We start from the raw sequence: 21,546 nt of genomic DNA, 5'->3' as shown, positions 1-21,546 counted from the left end.
CGTGAAAAGCCTGACTCTTAGCGGCGCGGGTATGACGGTTGAAACCCTCGATCGCGCATCACACGAAGGTTGGCACCTTTCCCTAGACGCTGAAGGTCTGCATAGGATGGCCCGATCCCATGCGCTGGTCGAGCGCGCCATAACCGAGAGAACGCCGGTATATGGTGTGACCACAGGGTTGGGCGCGCGGGCAACCGAAGTGTTGGATGCCGAAGCCCTGACCGAGTTTTCGATCCAGACTCTGAGAGGACGCGCCCATGCCATTGGCCCGCCCATGCCATGCGAAGCGGTTCGAGCAGGCTTGATCGTTCGGCTGAACACAATGCTGACGGGGCACAGTGCGGCCCGACCCGAGGTTGCCCAGCACATCGCTGGATGCCTGAATGCCGGGCTTGTTCCGGTCGTGGGGTCCTTGGGATCGATTGGCGCAGCAGATCTGGTATTGAACGCCACTATCGGTCTGGCCTTGATTGGCGAGGGCGAGATGTATGCCTTGGACGGCACGGCCGGACAAAGCATCGATGTCATGCGATCGCAGGGAATAACCGCACTGAAACTCGCTCCTCGCGACGGTCTTGCGCTAGCCAATCATTCCTGCACGGTTATCGGTCTGGCGGCGCTTGCGTTTTCGAAAGCAGAAAAAGTTTTTGAGGCCGCCCAGACCGCTGCAGCGATGTCGATGGAGGCGTTCCGGGCCAATACCGGGCCGCTGGACCGTGAAATTCTGCTCCTGAGCCCGCATGACGCGCATATTGCTGCCGGAGAAGGCCTGCGTTGGCGGTTGGCGGGCGGCGCCCTTACCGACCCCGATCAAGCCCGGCGTTTGCAGGACCCCTTGAGTTTTCGCAACGTGGTCCAAATACATGGAACAGTACGATCCGCGTTGGATCGGGTATTGAACTGCGCCGAGGCTGAAATGAACAGCCCAACAGATAATCCGGTAGCTTTGGCAGACGCTGAAAAGATCATGTCCTGCGGCGCGTATTTTTCTTCGGAAATCACCAGCGTAACAGAGGCTTTGAACCGGTCATTCGTACCTATGGCAATGACGCAGCTTGCCCGGGTCTCCAAGCTATTGAATCCCGAACTCAGCGGTCTACCTAGTTTTCTGGCAAAACCGAACAGCGCCTCGAACGGCTTCGCGCCGGTCATGAAAGTCGCGGAAGCTTTGGTCGCAGAACTTGCACATGCTGCCCAGCTAACACCGATCTGGCCCAGCGTGAATGCAAATGGAATTGAGGATTGCCTGACAAATTCCCCTGCCAGTGTGGCTGCCCTGAACAAGATCACCGGGCATCTATCGACGCTGGCAGCCATCGAATTGATAGTCGCCTGTCAGGCAGTTGAGTTGCGCGAGACAAGTAGCAAACTGGGACCGTTTCTAGGGGATGTTAAAACACATATACGGGACGTTTCACCGCCATTGGATGTTGATCGCCCGCTCGCCAAAGAGATCGAAGAGGTTACGAAGATCATCCTTGAGTTAGACTAGGATAAGAATCCGTATTGACATAGAGTTAGACGCATTTCTTCATTCTCTCGGCAGTGCGAGATTTGAGGTTTTTGAAACGACGAATCTTTGCCCGCTAAGAACCGGCCGGCGTATCGGGCCAGTCAGAGCAGGCAGGAAGCCGATGATAAACGCCACCCAACCTATGCACCACACAGCTGCGGCCGCAAGTTCAACCTGAAGGTCTGGGAAAATTGGCACAGCCAACCGTATTGCGGTGGCCAGCCAGACCAGAACAACGCCGGTGATGAACCCAAAGTTGGCTCGCATGCCACCTGTATCCGTATGGGCTGCCGCTCTGCCAGAGATGGCCATGATCAACCCCGACATCCCGCCGATAGTAATCGCGTGGAGAGCGACACTTGTAGGATAAAGCGTTGGCACCAATCCCGACACCCCTGTAACCAGAAGCCCAATCGACAGCCATAAGAAAGACAAATGAAGCGCTGCGAGCAGAGGGTTGCAAAGAACCTGCGGGGTTCGCCATTTGCGCATTTCCCAAATCAGAGCCAAGGCCGCAGTGATCATCGCTAAGCTCGCGGTGGTGGTCCATTCAAATAGTTGGGCAAAGACGCTTGAAATCAACCCCACACGAGCCAGAAATATATTGAATTCAGAGCATTGTGTGAGGTTGTTCAACTGACCGGTTTGAAGCATCCAGTTTGTCGTAAACGCCGGAATAGCGCACATCGCGATACTGACCATCAGCATGACAAGTCCGGTGAGTATCCCGTGAACCATGTTCAGATTGACCCACGGTAGCCCGGCTCCAAAGGACCACAGAAACACTGCCTCACAAAGGCCTAGCCCGGCGACAGCGCATAAAAACCAAAGTTTCCGGTATGCCTTGGCTGAAAACAACTGACTGCCAATTATCGTGGCCAGTAGCAGGAAATAACCTGCATTCAGAGCGATGGGCAGAACAGGGACAAAATCACATGTCAGCGCTATGGCTATCCGAGCGGACACCCAAAACCCCAGAAGCCATTTCAGGGACGTCCCCTGCACCGGAGGTCTCCCGGTCCAGCCCGGCAGAGCTGTCAGAAGATACCCTCCAATGGCCGCGCCGGCAAAACCAAAGATCAGCTCATGGATGTGCCAAAGAACCTCTGGCGTGCAGGCTGGGCCCGGTAGTCCTACTGCAACCCCAAGGGGCCACCACGCCACCGTGCATAATGCGCTGGCATAAGAAGCGAAGAACAACGGGCGGTAAGGGGCATTCCAGAACGCTTCAAGCGCCCTGCCCGCCGCCATGGTCATGAAGCCGCAGAACGTGCGCCGGATTCACCTGACCATTCAGCGCCATGGGAACCTGTCAGAAACCCATCGCTCAGCCGAACATTTGGATCAGCGGTCCGCAGCGAGCGCTCCAGATCGCCCCGAGGCAGATCCCCGTCGAGCCTCTGACGATATAACTTGCACAGTTTAAGGAACCCGTCGGATTGCGGCGACAGGCGCAACGCCGAGACACCCGCCTGCCGTAGCAAATCGATCTGATGGTCCGTACAGGCATAGCTGTCCGACAGGGTCTGCACCCCGTTCATTGCCATAAAAGGCTTGCCATCACCGGTCAGAACGTCCAGCCCATCCGGATCGTCTTCGCAGGCAAACTGGCAATTGTCTTTGCTGCGCCCATGCAACCGCGCGTGATAGCAGCGCCCGGAAATGGCCAGCGGTAATCTCCCGTGCCCCCATACTTCGACCGCGACGCCCAAGTCCGAAGCAACCTGTGTCAGCGCTTTGACCGACGCGATGGGCAATTCAGGCGGAAGACAAATGCGGCGGGCACCCTGTGCGGCCAACCACTTCAAAGTACCTTCGTTGTACACGTTGACCAACGGGCCAACGGCAAACGCGCAGTTTTCAGGCAAATGCGCCAGCGCGGTCAGATCGTTGATCTCAACCATAACGCCCATAGCCGCAAGATCTGCCGTCAGTTTGCGCTCGCGTTTCAGGGTCACCAGGGCAAGGCTTGTCAGTGCGACCTCTTTACCCGCTTCGACCAACCGGGAAATCGTCTCAGGGATACGATCCTGATAAAAGGGCAGACGCTTGGAACAGACCAATTCTCCGACCACGACGCGATCGACGAGGGACTGGGCCAGATCGGTGTAAAATGCGGCCCAGGTTTCGGCAGACCAGAAGAACTGGTTCGGGCCAACGGTCAAGTCCATCCTGCTATCTCCATGTCTTTTTGTAAGCGCCGGTAGTCATGGCCTGCCCTTCGGATAAACGCGCCAGCATTCCTTCGGGCATTGGCTGCCCTGCATCCAGCGCATCGACAGCGGCGCGAAAATACCGAACGACTTGTGCAACATAGGATTTCGACCGTTGGCGCCCTTCGATCTTCAAGGCCGTCACACCAGCTTTTTGCAATTGCGGGATCAGTCGTTCTGCATTCAGGCTGACGGGATCTTCGAACAGGTGCCCGGTCTTTTCACCTGCGGAAAAACATCCCTTGCACAATGTCGGATACGGCGCAGGCTCGTTCCGTTCCACATGGTGGATCAGATAGCCGCCAAGGCGCGCGTTCAACGCGCCTTGATCGTTCTGGTACTCCACATGGCTGGCAGGAGAGCAGACGCCGTTCATGTTGGGGGACAACCCGGTGGCATAAGAAGACAGTGAGCAGCGACCTTCAGCCATTACACAAAGACCACCGAACACAAAGACTTCGGTTTCGACTTCGGTTTCCGAGTTGATGCCAGCAATTTCTGGCACAGACAGTACACGCGGCAAGACCACCCGTTTGACACCGAAGGTTTCGGCATAGAAGTTGATAATATCAGCATTGGCCGCCGCGGCCTGCACGGACAGGTGCCTGCGCAACCCGGGATGGCTGCGCGCGGCATAGTCTAGCAGGCCCAAATCGGCGAGGATCACGGCATCTGCACCACAGATTTCGGCGTCCGCCACTGCCCGTTTCCAGATTGCCTCGCTGCCCGCTCGCGGGAAGGTATTGATTGCAACCAACACCTTGGCTCCGTGATCGTGGGCGAACGCAATTCCCGCCCGCATTTCTGCCCGGTCGAAATTTAGACCGGGAAAGTTGCGCGCATTGGTTTCATCATTGAACCCGCAATAGACGGTATGCGCCCCGGCTTTGACAGCCGCACGCAGGGCGGCAGGCGTTCCTGCCGGGCAAACGATTTCCATTACCATTGGACTGCGTCCTCGGGCCGGGTCAGACATAGGCCGGTTCGGAGTTCGACAAACGCGATGAGCTGCTCGAAAGGTCGTGCAAGCGGGCCGGAAAGCGCTGCCGCTTCGTGCGCAAGATCCAACTCCGCGTCATCGATTGCGTTGCGCAGGGCCAGAGCCGCGGCTGTGTCACCTTCGATCACCAGATCGCGCGAGAAAAACAGGGCATCGCCGTCAAACGCACCATGAACCAGCCCCAGCAGCGCGGCCAGCGGACCGGAGATTCGCGCAGCCCCTGCCACGCGCCTACGACACAGCCTTATCCTCGGCGCACCACCATTCGGTTCGAGGAGAACGACAACCGGTAGATCCGTTGGGTCGAGCACAAACGCGACCCGGCTGTATTCACCGAGCCGGTTGAACAGGTCCGGGTGCTTCCGGGTTATCTTCCTTGAAAACGCCGTCAGTGATACTGACAAAGGTGCAAGCGGAACAAACCGCAGGGCGGTTGCCATAACGACTGGGCATTGCGGTATCGGGTTTTGGGGATCGGACAAACAGACCTCCTGCTGTCTCAATAAAGTGAACCGGTGGGGCATTCCTAAAGCCGCCCCGGCATCAAAGACTTGACGGTTGTCAATTCGACCCGCCCCTTTCGTTGCTAGAGGATGAGCACCACCGCCGGAGCAAAGCCATTCGCACCCTGCCGCAATATCCCAGCCTTCGACATTTTCTGAAATGGTGTGAAGAAACAGGACAGTTCAGGCGCATTCCTGATCCGGTTTCGGTGTGCCACCAAATGACAGCCGTCCACCGCGCTGTGCTGGAAGCTACAGGCCCGGTGTTGCAGTTCGACCAGCCGACAGGTGCATTCGTTGGTCGGTTTGATATCCCGGTTGTCGTAAATCTATTTGGAACCACAGAACGTGTTGCTGCCGGGCTGGGCGTTTCACCCGACGAGTTGGACGATCTGGGTGCTTTTTTGGCCGCGCTGCGGACGCCGACGCCCCCGAGCGGATTGAGGGAAGCGTTGTCCCGATGGCCGATGTTGAAGGCGGCATTGTCTACCCGACCGAAGCTGGTCAAGACGGCCACCTCCCAGCATGTTTGCCATAGCGGAACTGACGTCGACCTCTCTAGGCTGCCGATCCAGACACACTGGCCTCAAGATGCAGGGCCGTTGATCACTTGGCCAGTTGTCATCACCCGGCCCCATGGCAGCGAACCCGACGCGGCACAGGCCTACAATGCCGGGGTCTATCGCGTACAGGTGCTGGATCGAAACCGTCTGATCATGCGCTGGCTACCTCATCGCGGCGGGGCCGCTCATCATCGTAGTTGGGCGCAGCGCAACGAAAAGATGCCGGTCGCAATTGTTCTGGGTGCGGATCCTGCAACGTTGTTGTCGGCAGCTCTGCCCCTGCCTGAAACCGTTTCCGAACTAGCGTTTGCCGGTGCCCTGAACCAGAACCGGCCGCGCTTGAGTCCCGCTAAATCCGTCCCCTTGCTGGTTCCCGCAGATGCCGAATTCGTCTTGGAAGGCTGGGCCTCGCCGAGCGAGACAGCTCCTGAAGGGCCTTTTGGGGATCACACCGGGTATTACAATCCCGCCGAGCCTTTTCCGGTGATGCATGTCACTGCTATAACCCATCGCGAGGCGCCTTTGTACTTGTCGACCTATACCGGACGTCCACCAGACGAACCCTCCATTATTGGAGAGGTGTTCAATCGTCTGGCACTGCCAACCATTCGGGCGCAAATTCCCGAAATTCACGATCTCTGGCTGCCACCTGCCGCCTGTTCTTATCGCATCGCTATCGTCGCCATCGACAAACGATATCCAGGGCAGGCCCGACGTGTGATGATGGCCCTGTGGGGGATGCTGCCGCAATTCAGCTATACGAAGATGATCGTTGCAGTCGATGCCGATATCGACCCCCGAAACTGGGATGACGTCGCCTGGGCGCTTGCCACGCGCATGGACCCGGGTCGCGATGTGATGGCTCTTGACAGAACGCCTATGGACTATCTGGATTTTGCCTCACCCGAACCCGGTCTGGCCGGCAAGATCGGTATCGATGCAACGACAAAGATAGGCAGCGAAACGCTGCGAGAATGGGGGATCGTCATGCGCGAAACAAATGCCGATCACGCTTTCGCGGAGGACCTTGTAAACAGATTGATGCCGGAGTTGAGAGCATGACAAGAACCCGTGTTGTATTGGGCGTATCAGGTGCTTCTGGCGCGGCATTGAGCCTTGCAGTGGCACGACGGCTGGCGTCGGCGGATATCGAGACCGACCTTGTGGTCAGCCCGGCCGCCACTTTGACACTTGGGCAGGAATGCGGCCTGGATGCTCTGGGTGAATTGCGGCAGTTGGTGACCCGTCATCACGCGACCGCGGATATAGGGGCCAGTATCGCGTCCGGTTCGGTGCCGATATCCGGGATGATTATCGCGCCCTGTTCCATGCGCTCGCTGGCTGCAATTGCGCATGGTCTGGACGATAACCTGCTGACCCGAGCGGCCGGCGTCCAACTCAAGGAAAGACGGCCCTTGGTTCTGCTGGCGCGCGAAGCACCGCTGACATTGGCTCATCTACGCAATATGACAGCAGCTGCGGAAATGGGCGCCATCATCCTGCCACCTGTGCCAGCCTTCTATCTGAAACCAAACAACATGACCGAAATCGTGGAGCAGATCGCGGCGCGCGCGGTGGACTGTCTGAAGATTTGTGACGCGGTGGCGAGACAGTGGCATCCCCGAAACGAGACTGCAGATTCCTGAACTTAAGACGGAGTTTTTGCTTTCGTTGTTAAAGGAGAACTCAGAGTCCGCTTGCATGAATCTCATTCATCAAAATCTACAAATAATGGAATTGAGCTAATTTTTTAACCTTCCTAAGATGCTGTGGAAAATTCCTCTCCACGGACGTGTTCATGCGGCGAACAAGAAACAAAAGGCTCGCCAATCCCGCGACGCCAAAGATGTCAGCTCCACCATTTGGCGGACGCTTCAAACCGTTGGATAACGGCAAGCTGACGCAAATCACGAATACGGCTTTCGACATTCTGGAGCGGATCGGTGTATCCGGCGCACCCAACGATATTCATAATCTTGCCCTGAAAAACGGTGCCTCAGCGCGGGCAGGCGGTCGCATCACCTTTTCGCGCGGTCTGGTTGAAGATGTGCTTGCAAGGGCCTGTAAAAGGGTCGAATTGCCTGGATTCAATCGGGATCGAGGAATCGAAATCGGCGGTGGCCGCGTGCATATCGGCACTGGTGGGGCCGCCGTACAGGTTCTGGATGCGGCCACAAACAGGTTTCGCGACAGTACATTGCAGGACCTGTACAGCCTGATGCGCATCGTCGATGCCTGCGACAGTATTCACTATTCCCTGCGCCCAGTTGTGGCACGTGATCTCCAAGACCCGCTGACGCTGGATATTAACACCGCTTTTGCCGCGATGAAGGCAACCTCGAAGCCAATTGGCACCAGCTTCTTTGAGCCAGACAATGTAGAACCCGTCGTCGGGATGTTCGACCAAGCCCTGGGGGGCGAAGGCGCGTTTCGCACGCAACCTTTCTGCTTTGCCTCAGTCTGCCACGTGGTGCCGCCCCTGACACTGGCCGAAGAGGCCTGCGGCGTGATGCGAGAATGCGTGCGGCTGGGGATGCCGTTGCAAATCTGCTCGGCGGCACAAGCGGGCGCGACCAGCCCAGCCTCACTGGCCGGTGCGCTGGCCCAAGGTCTGGCAGAGTCTCTGGCTGGTCTGGTGCTGGTCAACATGATGCAACCGGGCTTTCCCTGCATTCTAGCTTTCCTGCCTTTCATCTCGGACCTGCGCACCGGTGCGATGACCGGCGGGTCGGGCGAGGCAGCGGTGGCCAATGCCGCCGCCGCGCAGTTGCTGCTGAACCTTGATCTGCCGTCGACAGTATCGGCGGGCATGACCGACGCCAAAACAGTCGATGCGCAGTCGGGTTACGAAAAGGGATATACTATCGCACTGGCCGCCCAAGGCGGGGCTGACATGATCAATCTGTCAGTCGGAATGCTGGGGTCGATCATGGCCGCCAGTAAAGAGGCTTTGGTAATCGACAATGATATGTGCGGGGCCATCCTGCGCACGGTGCGTGGGGTCGAGATGTTTGAAGACTCTATCGATCTGGACATGATTGAAAAAGTGGTGACCGGTGAAGGGCATTTCCTGGGCACTGCTCAGACGCTGGACCTGATGACGAAAGAATACGTCTATCCCTCACTTGGCGACCGTCAGAGTGTCAATGATTGGCTTGAAAGCGGCGCACAAACGGTTTGGGATCGCGCCATCGCCCGCGTTGCAGAGATCGAAGCGCAGCCTACACCCTCTCATCTGCCCACCGGGGTCGAAACCGCCCTGCGCGCACGCCTGCCCATTCATCTGGAAAATTAAGTCGATGAAAAATCAAGCCAAAGTAGTAATCATCGGGGGCGGCGCTGTTGGTGTCTCCACCCTGTACCATCTGGCCAAGGCAGGCGTCGCCGATACTTTGCTAATCGAAAAGAACGAATTGACCAGTGGCTCGACCTGGCATGCAGCGGGCAATATCCCGACTTACGCCAACAGCTGGAGCGGGATGCGGGCGGGCAATTATGCATGGCGACTCTACAAGGATCTGGCTTCAGAGGTCGATTACCCGATCACCTACCGTCATACCGGCGCGTTCTGGCCTGCCCATACGCCGGAACGGATGGACTTGTTCCTGCATCTGGTCGGCATTTCCAAAGGGCTGGGCTATGACATGGCGATGCTGACCCCGTCCGAAATGGATGACATGCACCCTTACTTCAGTTCGGGCGACAGCATCATCGGCGGCATCCTCGACCCCTACGAGGGTGACGTGGACCCGTCGCAGCTGACACAGGCATTGGCAAAGGGAGCTCGTGATCGGGGCGCACAGATTGCGCGGTTCACCAAGGTCACCGACATCCGACGCCGCGCTTCCGGAGAGTGGCTGGTCCAAACAGACAAGGGTGATGTGACCTGCGAAATCGTCATCAATGCCGGGGGTTATTACGGTCGCCAAATCGGGGAAATGGTCGGCCAGAAGCTGCCCGTCGTCACGTTGGAACACCAATATCTGGTCACCGAGAACCTACCAGAGCTTGAAGCCAACCCCGAGAACTTCCCTCTTATCCGCGACCCGGACATCATGTACTATCTGCGGCGCGAGCGGAACGGATTGCTCTTGGGTTCTTACGGTCACGAAGGTCGCCCGGCGTGGCTGGACGGGCTGCCGGATTGCTTTGCCAATCAACTCTATCCCGACAGTGTCGATGACATCGCCGAAATTCTCGAGGCCGCGTTGGAACATGTGCCGTTGCTGGGTGAAGCTGGGGTCAGCCGATTCGTGAACGGCCCGATCCCATACAGCCCGGATGGCGCGCCGCTTTGCGGTCCGGCTTTTGGCCTGCCGAACTTCTATCACGCCTGTTGTTTCCCGGTAGGTATCACCCACTCGGCGGCGGCAGCCAAAACGTTGACCGAATGGATCACGGAAGGCGAACCCGAATGGGACATGTCGATGTGGGACCCGCGTCGTTTCAGCGAGGAATGGGCGACCTTCGACTATACCGTCAAACGGGCCAGCGAGCTCTATGAGCATCAGTATGCGATCCCCTACCCTCATCGCCTGTGGAAAGCGGGACGCCCGGTACAATCCACACCGCTTTATGACAGGCTCAAGGCCAAAGGCGCGGTTTTCGGTCAGATCGCAGGGTGGGAACGCGCATTCTGGTTCCAGACGGACCAGATCAAGCATGACGGCCAGCTGAGTTTCCATCACGAGGCTTGGCACGATGCCGTCAAAGCCGAATGTGAAGGCGTGCGCGACAATGTGGGCGTGATGGACCACGGTGGGTTCACACGGTATGAGGTTGAAGGACCAAAGGCGACTGAGTTCCTCGACCATGTATTCTGTGGCGCGATGCCTCCGGTTGGCCGGGTCAAACTGTCCTATATGTTGACGCCCAAGGGTAAAATCTGGTCCGAGGCAACCATCGCGCGGCTGGACGAATACAAATATCTGCTTTGCGGACCCACACTGGCCGATCAACGCGACCATGACTGGTTATCACAATACCTGCCCGATGAGGGCTTGACCCTGATCCGTGGCTCTGAATTTGACGCCGCATTGATGGTCATGGGTCCGAAATCCCGCGAGGTGTTGCAGCCACTCACACAGGACGACCTGTCGAAAGACGCTGCCCCCTGGATGTCGGTGCGTAAAATCACCGTCGCCGGTGTGCCAGCCGTTGCCCTTCGGGTGTCCTATGTTGGCGAACTGGGATGGGAACTGCACATTCGCAGCGCCGATTTGGTTTCGGTCTACACCGCAATCATGGAACAGGGGGTTGAAAAGGGTATGGTCGAATTCGGCTCCTATGCACTGAACGCCATGCGGCTTGAGAAGGGTTATCATGGTTGGGGCGCGGATTTCGGCATCGAATACACCACGTTTGATGCAGGGCTGGACCGATTTGTCAGCAAGAAGAAAAACCATTTTGTCGGCCGCGAAGCGTTTTTGGAGCAAGCCAAACGGCCTAAGGTCTATCACTTCACCGCCTTTGTTTTGGATGGTCACGGCGCGGATACGCTATCTTCGGACCCGATCTGCCGCGAAGGCAAACCTGTGGGCTATGTCAGTTCCGGTGGAACCGGATTCCGCATCGGCAAACGCATCGCACTTGGTTATCTGACCGAGGCGGCACAGCCAGGAGATGTGTACCAGATCGAAGTGCTGGGCGTACAAATCAATGCGACTGTGACCGCTGTGCCATTTTATGATCCCGAAAACGAGCGGCTGAGGGGGTAGCTCCATGGCAAAACCTCATCCCAACCACGTTCAGGTTGCGGTCATAGGTGGTGGCATCGTCGGTTGCGCCATCGCCTATCATCTGGCGAAAGCAGGCTGTTCAGCAGCCCTGTTCGAACGCAAGAAATTGACATCAGGCACCACATGGCATGCCGCCGGGCTGGTCAGCGAAACACAGGGCGTGCCGGTCATGTCTGCCCTGGCGAAATACGGCCTCGACTTGATGGAGAGCCTTGAGGACGAGACCGGCCAGAGCACAGGTTTCAAGCGCAACGGTTCGATGACGCTGGCGTTGACCCAAGCCCGAATGGAAGAGCTGCGCCGCAAGGTGGATTATGCCCATGGCTGCGGCCTGCGCGCGGAAGAGATCAGCCTGGCCGAGGCTCAGGATCGATGGCCGCTTTTGTCGACCCAAAACGCGAAAGGCGCATTCTGGTTTCCTGGTGATGGCTATACCAACCCCATCGACACGACAATAGCGCTGGCCAAGGGCGCGCGGATGCATGGTGTGCAGGTTTTTGAAGACACGCAGGTGACCCGTGTGGTTATCGAAAATGGCCGCGCTACCGGTGTGGAAACCGAACAGGGCTTGGTCCGGGCAGAGCATGTGGTCAATGCAACCGGCATGTGGGCGCGTGAATTTGGTTTGACCCATGGCGTGCAAATTCCTTTGCACTACACCAACCACTATTATGTAGTGACGGACCCGATTGAAGGCGTGACCGGCGACCTGCCGGTTCTGCGGGTGTTGGACGAATACGCCTATTACAAAGAAGACGCAGGCAAACTGCTGATCGGCTGCTCTGAACCCAATGCCACTCCGTGGTTGCCCAAGGGCGGCTTGCCCGAAGCTTTCGAATTCGATGAGTTGCCCTGCGATGAAGAACACCTTCACCCGATACTCGAAGCAGCGATGGAGCGAGTTCCAGCGCTGGCGAGCTCGGGCATTCGCAAGTTCTTCAACGGACCGGAGTGCTTTACCCCGGATGCCAAGCCCTATCTGGGGCCGGTCCCGGAAGTGTCAGGTTACTGGGTCGCTGCCGGTTTCAACTCGACCGGTATTCAGAATGGACCGGGAGCCGGAAAAGCGCTGGCCGAGTGGATCTTGAACGGTCACATGACAACGGACCTGACCGATGTGGACAGCCGCCGCATCGTGCCGGGTCTGAATGCACGCAGTTATACGGCCACTAAAGCGGCGGAAACGCTGGGCCATGCCTATGCGATGCATTGGCCTTATCTGCGCAAAACCAAGGCGCGGCGGCTGCGCCGGACGCCCTATTATGCCCATTTAAGAGGCGCAGGCGCACAGTTCGGCAGCGCCAATGGATGGGAACGCCCCCTTTATTACGGGCGCGAAATGACGGATGGTTTCGGGAACGAGCCCTGGTTCGACGATTGGAAGACCGAGCATTTGACGCTGCGCGGGGATCTTGGCTTGATCGACCTGACCTTTGGTCGTTTCATTGTCGACGGGCAAGACGCGCAGACACAGATGCAACGGCTATGCGGTGCCAACATGGCCGTTGCGCCGGGCGTTTTACTCTATACCCACATGTTCAACCGACAAGGCGGGATCGAGGCGGATGTGACTGTCGCCCGCCTGACCGATACACGTTACATGATCATGGCCTCTGCCAGTGCCGAGCCGCAAACCGAATACTGGCTGAAAACGCAGTTACTTGGCTCTGGAACTTCGGTCGTGAACGCAACGTCGGCCGAGACGACGCTGGCGGTGATGGGTCCACGCGCGAGAGAGTTTTTGACGGACCTGACCGATACTGACCTGTCGAACGACGTCTTCCCGTTTGGTACCTGGCAGGCGCTGCATATCGGGCACGCGCCGATTCGGGCGCAGCGGATCACCTATGTCGGTGAGTTGGGATGGGAATTGCATGTGCCTTCCGAGTATGCCCAGCATGCATTCGAGACGATCATGGCTGCACCGAATGCACCGCGTTTGTGCGGCGGGATGGCAGTGGATAGTTGTCGGATCGAAAAGGGTTTCCGGCACTGGGGACATGATATTGGCCCCTTTGACAGCCCAGTGGAGAGCGGCCTGACTTTCGCCTGCGATTTTTCGACCGAATTTATCGGCAAAAGCGCAATCGAGGCCCGCAAAGCGACAGGAGCTTCAAGCCGCTTGCTTTCCTTCAGGCTGGACGACCCTGAACCGCTGGTCTTCGGGAAAGAGCCGATCTTGTGTGACGGTCAGATCGTCGGACGCCTGACCTCGGCCAGCTATGGCTGGAGCGTTGGTGGAGCCGTGGGTTTAGGATATGTAACCCGACCTGAAGGAATGGCGATGACCGCGCTTGCCGCGCGATACTACCGAGTGATTGTCGCCGGACAAGCTGTTCAGGCACAGGCAAGCCTGCGTCCGCTATACGATCCGGGCAATGAACGGATGCGCGGCTGAGGTCTACAAGCCTTGAACAACGTGTCAGCATTCCTTACCCAGCTCCTTGATCGCAGCCAGCAGACGAGCAATTTCCTGTTCGGTGTTGTAATGGCAAAACGAGATGCGGATGCAATCCAGCAGACCTAACGGATCAAGAACGTTACCCGAGTAATGATCGGCCTTGCGGGTATGTGTGCGGATGCCTTGCTGATTCAGAACGTCGACCACGTCTTCGGATGCTCTGCCCTCGACCACGATGGACACCAGCCCTTCTCGCGCAGGGTTGTCAGCACCAGCCAGAATAGTGACATGATCCATGTCGCACAGCCCAGGCAGGTTGCCGGTGCCATTGATGGCGGTATTGGTCAGGTGTGTCTCATAGGCGTGAATGGCGCGACCTGCCGCCTCGATCCGTTTGCGGTGATCGGTCTCGTCGGACACTTCTCCGCCCAGCCAGTCGAAATAAGACACCACATCCGACGCGGTCGCGTAAGACCCGGCGTCGCGCGTGCCGAATTCCCAACCCGTCGCAGGGGCGTTGATCAGCATATCATGCGGCAAAGCGCTTAGCTTATCCGATATCCACGCGATGCCGTAGCCATGGCGCGAAAACACCTTATAGGGCGAGATTGCATAACCATCGACGTCATAGGCATCGATATCCATCTGTCCGTGGGCCGCGTGTTGGATGCCATCCACGATGATAAGGCAATCCGGTGCAACAGCGCGGATTGCCGCCGAAATTGCTGCCACATCCATGCCCATGCCCGTCACGGGTGAGGCATGAAGAATCGTCGCCACCGCGACATCCGGGGTCATCAGCTCGGCATAGTCCTCGGCCGTGACCAAGCCTGTGTCATCATCATGGGGAACGTTCACATAGTCCAACTCTGCAATCTCGGCCCAGCGGCGCGCGGCACTGCGAGTCGCCGGGTGTTCGATGGACGACCCGATCACCTTGGTGCTTTTGGGGGCAACTAGGCAAGCTGTGCGGATCATGCGGAACAAAAGCTCGGTGCCGCTTTCGCCCGCAAAAAATTGCCCGCTTGAGGCGTTCATGAAAACGGCCAGGTCCTGCTTGGCCTTGTTGATCACGTTCTGTGTGCCTTGTCCTGCCGGGTTGACGCGCCCCGGATTGTCCGGGATCGCGGCATAGAAGGCCGAAGTTTCGGCAACCGACTTCAACGTCAGTGCGCCGCCAGCGTTTTCGAAAAAGATACGCTCGCCCTGAAACGGGCAGTTGTCCACATGCGCGAACCGGTCACGGATGGCGTCTATCAGGGCGGAGTTATTCTGGATCATTGGGGTGTCCTGTACTTAGTCAGAGCGCGCGGCTTACAATCGTGCGGCAAAGCTCGGTCACCGCAATATGGCTTTGGCGCGGGAAACCGTCGACGCTGTCGTCGACGATGCCATGCGTGGAATTGATCAGGCCATTGGCGACCATAGTGTCCAGCAACAGAGCCTCGCGTTCCGGAGTGTGAAGCAGTTTTTCGTCACCAGCACGGGCGGCCATGGCTGCCGCAATTGCGGTGCAGCCCCAATTGGAACAGGCCGCCGTCACCAGCACGTCACAACCGGTTACCGCGCCTATCCCACCACCGCATCCGCATTGGCAAACATCGCCATAAGGCACATGGGTTTTAACATGGTCAGCAACCCTGCCCATGCCGATCTCATTGCCGCCGTCCCCGACGGCAATAACGGGAACGCCGCGTTTCATTGCCAAATCGAACAGGGCATCGACACGCGCGCGTCCCATCCCATAATCGATACCACGCATGGAGTGATAAACACCGAGCTCATTGCGCCCCACCCTTTCGGTCGAAAACAACAGGTCAGGTTTCAGGTTTGACAGAAGTGCTTTGGCCTGCTCCTGCCCACTTTCATCCTCCGTAGCAAAAGGCAGCATGACAATCGTAGCGAGGCTTTTGTCCGTCTTCGCGACGGTAGCCTGCTCCAGCGTCACCGGGAACAGCCCGGCTGCCTGACAGGTGTTGCGGATGGCGGGCAACAATGTCTCTTCGCACAGCATCACGCAAGTTGCGTTACGCGCCAGAACCAAAGCCCGCGCTATCGCCGCCGCACCTGAAGGGCCATCATTCTCGCCCAGTTCAGGCGTGATCCATGCGCGCGAAACCGAGCCGGTGGTCATTACCACCATCCCGCCTTCGGGAACAGCCAGTAATGCGTCAGCCGCCGCGCCGACCAGCGACTCGCCCTGCAAGGCGCGGGCGGCCTCAAACAAATGCTCGACACCGCGTTCGCCGATATCAATATTCACTAAATGGTCCAGCCGGTTGTCCAACCGCAAAATCAAGGCAGAGTTGGTCATTCACAATTCTCCAAACAGAGTTGCTGAGATCCAAGCTTTGTCATGCAGATGATCCGCTGTTTCTTGCATCGCCGACACCAGACAATCTGCCAACGCAGCAGCGCCCCCCGCCCGTGCCACCGCGCCCGAGGTCGGTTTCAGCCGGATCGAGACCCGCCCGCCAGGTTGGCCATGGGTGTTGACCGTCACAATCCCTTTGTCACGCAACATCAGCATACCGATTACCGCGGTCACCTCGGCCGGGACCAGATTTGTATTGTCAGCGGCAGCCATACTCAGAACCACCTCCGTCGCGTCCTGTTCGTCAATCTTCGGACCTAAAGCCGAACGCGTGATACGCGAGACCCCAAGCGCGACCTCAAGCGCATCAGCCAGATCCCGACCATCCTGGGCCTCTTGCAGCAACAGATCGGGCGTGAAGCCCTGCAGACTGCGCATTGCGCCAACGGCAACAGGGGCGCGGGCTTCCATTCCCAACTCACTGGCTTTGGCTTGTACCGGGATCAGCGCCTCGGTTTCCCCGCAGAGCACCCCAGCGCGCGGACCAGACAGTCCGGCCTTGTCGGCGTTTGTTATGACCAGATCCGCGCCAAGCGACAGCGACGGCGCACCGCCCATCAATACCGGACGGAATCGCGCACCATAGGCGTCGTCGAGAAACACCACACACCCCGAGTTCTTTCCTGCTGCGGCGGCATTTCTGATCAGGTCATCGTTCAGCACAGAAAGCTCCGAAGTCACCGGGGTGATCACGAACAGCGCCGGGTTGTCCTCAACCAATGCCTTTTTCACTGCGGCCAGATCATAAACCTCACGCACTGACACGCCCGCCAATCGCGCTCCGCGCAAAACCGAAGCATGGCTGCGATCACCTGGTGCCACAAGGGACAGAACTGGCGTGGCATCACTGTGGGCCAGAACCGTTGCCACGATACCCGCACTTGTTCTGTTGATCACTGCCGCCGCCTCGTGCCCTTGCCCGCCTAGATGAAAAATTGCCGCCTGACGTAGCTCTTCACCAAACAGGCCCGGACCGATCCATTCTTCACACAACACGGTCAAATCGTCCGGCTTGGCGGGATAGAACCGCAGATTACCTGTGCAGATGGCGATCTTGTCAACGCCGTTTTGGGCGACGAAATCGGCAGCAACGCGGCCAGCCTGGGCCAGCCTGCGCACTTCATCCGCTGAACCTCTCAGCAGTGTGCCACGGGCATAACCCACGCTTGGATCTATTGCATTACCGAAACGGTCCGAACTCACGTGCCATCCTCGATATTGATGGTGACGCATTTGCGGTACGTATAAGACTCAAGCGCGCCTTCGATTGAGTATTCGCTGCCCATACCAGATTGCTTGGTGCCGCCATAAGACATGCCGGGGATCTGCCCGCCGCCTTGGTTAACCTGAATCCAACCAGCGTCGATGGCGCGGGTCAAGCGGGTGACCCGGCTGATGTCACGGGTAAACAAAAACGCGGCCAGCCCGTAGTGAGTATCGTTGGCCATGGCAATCACTTCCTCTTCGGTCTCGAAAGGGATGGCGACCATGACCGGCCCGAATACTTCTTCCCGCGCGATCCGCCAATTGTTGCCGATTCCAGTGAGAATAGTAGGATTGGGACAGAAACCATCCGGGTCTTCGTTCGGGGTTTCTCCGATCAGGAATGTCGCACCTTGTGCTTCCGCCTCGGCCACATAAGCGCGGATTTCGCCATACCGTTCGGCATTAACGACCGCACCCATGTCCACGTCGGGATCCAGCGCATCGCCGACCTTCAATGCCGCTGACTTCTCAGCCACTTTGGGCATTAATACATCCCAGATATCCTTGTGTACGAACAAACGCGACCCGGCGGTGCAGCTTTGACCCTGACGGGCAAAGCGCATGGCGTTGGCCACCTGTTGCGCGGTGCCATCCAGGCGTCCATCCGTGATGGCGTCCGGGAAGACGATGGTCGGAGATTTACCGCCCAGCTCCAGAGTCAACTTGGCGATACGGTCGGCAGTGGCCTTGCCAATCAGCTTGCCAACTTCGCTTGAGCCGGTGAAAGACACCTTGTCCACGCCGGGATGTGCAGCCAAGGCCGCACCCGCCTCTTCGCCCAGTCCGGTGACAACGTTGAACACACCCGGCGGGACCAGCCCATCAGCCAACTCAGCCAGTTTCAGGATCGCCAGCGGCGCATCTTCAGCCGGTTTCAGCACCAGGCAATTACCGGTCGCCAGTGCCATCGAAATCTTCACTGCACCCAGCTGCAGGGGCGAATTCCACGGGATGATCGAGCCCACAACACCATGTGGTTCTCGGGTGGAATAGCTGAACAGGCCGGGTCCAAGCGGCAGGGTCTCGCCTTTTTGCTCGACCGCGACACCCCCATAATATTTCAAAACCCCGGCAGCCCCCATTGCCTCGCCCCGCGACTGGGTCTTGATGGCATTTCCACTTTCCGCTGCCAAAACGCGGGCCACTTCTTCGGCGTTTTCTACCAGACGACGGCCGAGTTCCGTCAACAGCTTGCCACGCTCGCTCGCGGCCAATGCGCGCCACGCTGGCAGCGCGGCTCGGGCGGCAGCAACGGCAAGGTCCACTTCGGTTGACGTGCCGCGACCGACCTCACAAATCGGAACGCGGCGCGAGGGGTTTTCGACCACCAGCCGCCCTTGGGGCCAATGCCAGGTACCGTTTATGTAACTTCCAGCCAGACCCGCATCGGGCAGTTTCGGTTCCAGGTGTGTTGTCATCCCTGTTCTCCTCGGCGAACTACAGGTCCAAAAAACGCGCCGCCTGAGAGGGGGCCTGCGACGCTGGGATGGGATGAGAGCGTCAGCCCGACCCCAAAAAAACGATCAGATCTTCGTGCGAACCACCGCCCAGGCATCATCCAACGCACCTTTGAAGCGTTCAGTCGCGATATCGATCTCATCCTCGTTGATGATCAGCGGCGGCATAAAGCTCATCCGGTCGCCAATCGCCCGCAGGTAGAGACCCCGATCATGAGCAAAGTTCTGCACAAGCTCACCCACTTTCCAAGAGGGATCGAACGGTTCACGGTTTTTTGCGCCCTTCATCAACTCAAATCCACAGAACAGCCCGACACCGCGCACTTCGGCCACAAGCGGGTGGTCAGCCATAGAGTGGCATTTTTCGAGGAACCGCGTGGAAACCTTGCGGACATGGCCGACCAGATCGATCTCATCATAGATATCCAGCGCTTCCAATCCCACAGCGGCCCCGACCGGGTGGCCCGCATATGTATAGCCGTGACCAAAAGTACCGACCTCGTCCGAGTTCTTCATCATGTCGGCATACATCTCGTCCTTGAACATCAGGGCCGAGATCGGGAAGAACGCGGCCGACAGAGCCTTGGCGCAGGAAATCATGTCGGGTTCGAGTCCCCAGGTCTGCGACCCCCACATGTTACCGGTCCGGCCAAAACCGCAAACAACCTCGTCGGCCAGAAACTTGATGTCGTATTTGCGCAGAACCGCCTGCATCTCGCGCCAGTAGCCTTCGGGAGGCATCAACGCGCCACCCCCTGAAATCGCTGGTTCGGCAAAGAAGGCCGCCACGGTCTCAGGGCCTTCGGCGAGGATCAATTCCTCAAACTTTTCCGCCATCCGGGCCGAGAATTCTTCTTCGCTCTCGCCATCGATATGAAAGCGATAATAGTTTGGTAGCTCGGTGTGTTTGAAATCTGGCAAAGGAAGTCCAAATTTCGCATGCATATGGGGCTGACCCGACAGCGACACAGTCGCAACCGTGTTCCCATGATAGCCCCGCACCCGACCAATGATCTTGCGTCGGTCCGGCTCGCCACGAGCGGTATTTGTATACCACAACAACTTGATCGCGGTGTCATTCGCCTCGGACCCCGAGCATTGGAACATCACCCGGTTCATGTCGCTGCCATCTTTCGCCTTGGGCGCCATGCCGATCAGGCGCTCACCCAGTTCCGCGACGCGCGGGTGAGAGCGGTTGTAGAAGGTGGGCGCAAAGGGCAACACATCCATCTGCCGTTTCGCAACATTTGACAGCCGCTCATTGTGATAGCCCAGCGACACACAGCCCAGGCCAGAAAATCCGTCAATGATCTCACGCCCTTCACTGTCGTAGATGAAGACCCCGTTGCCATGGGTGATCATGATCGGACCGTTCTCGGAATGCTGTCGCAAATTCGATTGAGGATGCACGTGATGTGCCTTGTCCTGTTCGATGGCGCGTCTGGCGTCAACGTTCATAAAGAGTGCTCCACCTAAAAACCTGGTGCGATTTCACATTTATATTGACTGAATTTCAATTTCGAAGTTTTTTCGATTTCGTGAATTTCCTTCAGGCTAAAATCCCATGAAACCTCTGCTTGACCTGCGTCACCTGCAACTGATTCAGGCGATCAATGAAACCGGTCGTATCACCGATGCGGCCAAGAAGCTTGGGGTGACGCCCTCGGCCTTGTCCCACCGCCTGCGCGAAGCGGAACGTCGGCTGGATGTGCCTTTGTACACCCGGATGCACAAGAAACTGCGCAAGACGCCGGCGGCCGATTACATGGCTGTTGTGGCCGAGCGTATTCTGACTGATCTTCATCGCGCCGAAGAGGACGTGCGCCGCATGAATGCCAATGTGCAGCACGTCGTGCGCCTGTCCGTCGAAGCCTACAGCAATTACCGCTGGTTGCCGTCTTTCATCAAGTTCATGAAATCACATACCGACGGGATCGACATTCAGATCATGGCCGGTGCGCGAAGCGATCCACTGACCGGATTGCTGAACCGGCATCTCGACATTGCGATCACGTCCGGCAACGTTTCGCAGGCCGGGTTGAAAACCATGAAACTGTTCGAAGACCCATTGCTTTACATCATGCCGCCCACACACCGACTGGCGGGACGAGAATACGTTGAAGGCACCGATGTCGCTGGTGAGCCCTTCATCACCTATACAAAAGTGCCCGAACCGGATCGCGAATTCGCGCTGCTGTACCGCCCCACTGACAGCTATCCGAAATGGGCGGCCACAGTCGAACTGCCCGAAGCGATCGTTGAACTGGTTGCCTCAGACCTTGGCACAAGTGTTCTGTCAAGCTGGGCCGTTCAGTCCGCGCTGAAGGAAGGTCGTATCGTTGGGGCCAGTGTGACAAAAGACGGAATCTCAGTTCCATGGCATGCTGTTCTCAGGTCTGAGGATGTGGAGGAAGGCGATCCAATCTTTCAGGTTGCGCAATTGCTGTCAGAATGGTGCAAACTGCCCGAAAGCGGGTTTCACATAACATAGCCGCAAATCCCGAATTGGGATCTGCGG

The 21,546-nt window shown here is 57.8% G+C and carries 16 protein-coding genes; 7 read left to right on the top strand and 9 right to left on the bottom strand.

Translation table 11 applies throughout. From position 1 onward, the window contains the following. Position 1: 1 nt before the first annotated feature. Positions 2-1,492, top strand: a complete 1,491-nt coding sequence (locus tag Q0816_RS17960; RefSeq protein ID WP_298853169.1) for an aromatic amino acid lyase — start codon at positions 2-4, stop codon at positions 1,490-1,492. Positions 1,493-1,531: 39 nt separating this feature from the next. On the opposite strand, the gene Q0816_RS17955 is transcribed toward Q0816_RS17960, so the two are convergent. Genes Q0816_RS17955 through Q0816_RS17940 form a run of 4 tightly spaced genes read right to left on the bottom strand, consistent with a single transcriptional unit; the run spans position 1,532 to position 5,208 of the window. Beyond that, a complete protein-coding gene (locus Q0816_RS17955) occupies positions 1,532-2,770 on the bottom strand; it encodes an NnrS family protein (RefSeq protein WP_298853167.1) in 1,239 nt (412 codons plus the stop codon). After that, positions 2,767-3,684: a U32 family peptidase gene (locus tag Q0816_RS17950; protein ID WP_298853164.1), complete on the bottom strand. Its 918-nt coding sequence runs from the start codon at positions 3,682-3,684 to the stop codon at positions 2,767-2,769. The genes Q0816_RS17955 and Q0816_RS17950 overlap by 4 nt, the downstream gene beginning before the upstream one ends. A 4-nt stretch (positions 3,685-3,688) precedes the next feature. Continuing rightward, positions 3,689-4,666, bottom strand: a complete 978-nt coding sequence (locus Q0816_RS17945) for a peptidase U32 family protein (protein ID WP_298853218.1) — start codon at positions 4,664-4,666, stop codon at positions 3,689-3,691. Continuing rightward, entirely contained in the window at positions 4,666-5,208 is a 543-nt protein-coding gene (locus tag Q0816_RS17940; protein WP_298853162.1) for an SCP2 sterol-binding domain-containing protein, read from the bottom strand. Before Q0816_RS17940 ends, Q0816_RS17945 begins: the two co-directional genes overlap by 1 nt. Before the next feature lie 137 nt (positions 5,209-5,345). On the opposite strand from Q0816_RS17940, the gene Q0816_RS17935 reads away from it, so the two are divergent. The 5 genes from Q0816_RS17935 to Q0816_RS17915 all read left to right on the top strand — a co-directional run bounded on the left by Q0816_RS17935 (position 5,346) and on the right by Q0816_RS17915 (position 13,928). Continuing rightward, a complete protein-coding gene (locus Q0816_RS17935) occupies positions 5,346-6,854 on the top strand; it encodes a UbiD family decarboxylase (RefSeq protein WP_298853216.1) in 1,509 nt (502 codons plus the stop codon). Further along, positions 6,851-7,438, top strand: coding sequence for a UbiX family flavin prenyltransferase (locus Q0816_RS17930; RefSeq protein ID WP_298853160.1), 588 nt, complete (start codon positions 6,851-6,853; stop codon positions 7,436-7,438). Before Q0816_RS17935 ends, Q0816_RS17930 begins: the two co-directional genes overlap by 4 nt. A gap of 152 nt (positions 7,439-7,590) precedes the next feature. Further along, entirely contained in the window at positions 7,591-9,087 is a 1,497-nt protein-coding gene (locus Q0816_RS17925) for a trimethylamine methyltransferase family protein (RefSeq protein WP_298853158.1), read from the top strand. A gap of 4 nt (positions 9,088-9,091) precedes the next feature. After that, the gene (locus Q0816_RS17920; RefSeq protein WP_298853156.1) at positions 9,092-11,509 is read left to right on the top strand and encodes an FAD-dependent oxidoreductase; all 2,418 of its coding nucleotides are present in this window, start codon (positions 9,092-9,094) and stop codon (positions 11,507-11,509) included. Positions 11,510-11,513: 4 nt separating this feature from the next. Further along, positions 11,514-13,928: an FAD-dependent oxidoreductase gene (locus Q0816_RS17915; RefSeq protein ID WP_298853154.1), complete on the top strand. Its 2,415-nt coding sequence runs from the start codon at positions 11,514-11,516 to the stop codon at positions 13,926-13,928. Positions 13,929-13,952: 24 nt separating this feature from the next. Here Q0816_RS17915 and Q0816_RS17910 read toward each other — a convergent pair whose 3' ends face one another. From Q0816_RS17910 to Q0816_RS17890, 5 genes are all read right to left on the bottom strand, one after another. Then, positions 13,953-15,212: an aminotransferase class V-fold PLP-dependent enzyme gene (locus Q0816_RS17910; RefSeq protein WP_298853152.1), complete on the bottom strand. Its 1,260-nt coding sequence runs from the start codon at positions 15,210-15,212 to the stop codon at positions 13,953-13,955. 19 nt (positions 15,213-15,231) lie between these two features. Continuing rightward, complete coding sequence (locus Q0816_RS17905) at positions 15,232-16,245, bottom strand: glutamate cyclase domain-containing protein (RefSeq protein ID WP_298853150.1); 1,014 nt, start codon at positions 16,243-16,245, stop codon at positions 15,232-15,234. Beyond that, positions 16,246-17,508, bottom strand: coding sequence for a hypothetical protein (locus Q0816_RS17900; protein ID WP_298853148.1), 1,263 nt, complete (start codon positions 17,506-17,508; stop codon positions 16,246-16,248). Continuing rightward, positions 17,505-18,989 carry an aldehyde dehydrogenase family protein gene (locus Q0816_RS17895; RefSeq protein WP_298853146.1) on the bottom strand — a complete coding sequence of 495 codons (1,485 nt, stop codon included), beginning with the start codon at positions 18,987-18,989 and terminating at the stop codon, positions 17,505-17,507. The genes Q0816_RS17900 and Q0816_RS17895 overlap by 4 nt, the downstream gene beginning before the upstream one ends. Positions 18,990-19,094: 105 nt before the next feature. Continuing rightward, positions 19,095-20,486, bottom strand: a complete 1,392-nt coding sequence (locus Q0816_RS17890; RefSeq protein ID WP_298853144.1) for an aminotransferase — start codon at positions 20,484-20,486, stop codon at positions 19,095-19,097. A gap of 106 nt (positions 20,487-20,592) precedes the next feature. On the opposite strand from Q0816_RS17890, the gene Q0816_RS17885 reads away from it, so the two are divergent. Next, positions 20,593-21,519, top strand: coding sequence for a LysR family transcriptional regulator (locus tag Q0816_RS17885; protein ID WP_298853142.1), 927 nt, complete (start codon positions 20,593-20,595; stop codon positions 21,517-21,519). Positions 21,520-21,546 lie beyond the last annotated feature (27 nt).

This window comes from uncultured Ruegeria sp. (assembly GCF_947497005.1).
In the GTDB taxonomy this organism is placed as follows: domain Bacteria; phylum Pseudomonadota; class Alphaproteobacteria; order Rhodobacterales; family Rhodobacteraceae; genus Ruegeria.
This window is presented reverse-complemented; position numbering and strand designations above follow the sequence as displayed.

What these genes read in the sequence shown, in the direction of transcription:
- Q0816_RS17955 (WP_298853167.1), bottom strand. Translation starts at nt 2,770, where the DNA reads ATGACCATGGCGGCGGGCAGGGCGCTTGAAGCGTTCTGGAATGCCCCT.
- Q0816_RS17950 (WP_298853164.1), bottom strand. Translation starts at nt 3,684, where the DNA reads ATGGACTTGACCGTTGGCCCGAACCAGTTCTTCTGGTCTGCCGAAACC.
- Q0816_RS17945 (WP_298853218.1), bottom strand. Translation starts at nt 4,666, where the DNA reads ATGGAAATCGTTTGCCCGGCAGGAACGCCTGCCGCCCTGCGTGCGGCT.
- Q0816_RS17930 (WP_298853160.1), top strand. Translation starts at nt 6,851, where the DNA reads ATGACAAGAACCCGTGTTGTATTGGGCGTATCAGGTGCTTCTGGCGCG.
- Q0816_RS17925 (WP_298853158.1), top strand. Translation starts at nt 7,591, where the DNA reads ATGCGGCGAACAAGAAACAAAAGGCTCGCCAATCCCGCGACGCCAAAG.
- Q0816_RS17920 (WP_298853156.1), top strand. Translation starts at nt 9,092, where the DNA reads ATGAAAAATCAAGCCAAAGTAGTAATCATCGGGGGCGGCGCTGTTGGT.
- Q0816_RS17915 (WP_298853154.1), top strand. Translation starts at nt 11,514, where the DNA reads ATGGCAAAACCTCATCCCAACCACGTTCAGGTTGCGGTCATAGGTGGT.
- Q0816_RS17910 (WP_298853152.1), bottom strand. Translation starts at nt 15,212, where the DNA reads ATGATCCAGAATAACTCCGCCCTGATAGACGCCATCCGTGACCGGTTC.
- Q0816_RS17905 (WP_298853150.1), bottom strand. Translation starts at nt 16,245, where the DNA reads ATGACCAACTCTGCCTTGATTTTGCGGTTGGACAACCGGCTGGACCAT.
- Q0816_RS17895 (WP_298853146.1), bottom strand. Translation starts at nt 18,989, where the DNA reads ATGACAACACACCTGGAACCGAAACTGCCCGATGCGGGTCTGGCTGGA.
- Q0816_RS17890 (WP_298853144.1), bottom strand. Translation starts at nt 20,486, where the DNA reads ATGAACGTTGACGCCAGACGCGCCATCGAACAGGACAAGGCACATCAC.
- Q0816_RS17885 (WP_298853142.1), top strand. Translation starts at nt 20,593, where the DNA reads ATGAAACCTCTGCTTGACCTGCGTCACCTGCAACTGATTCAGGCGATC.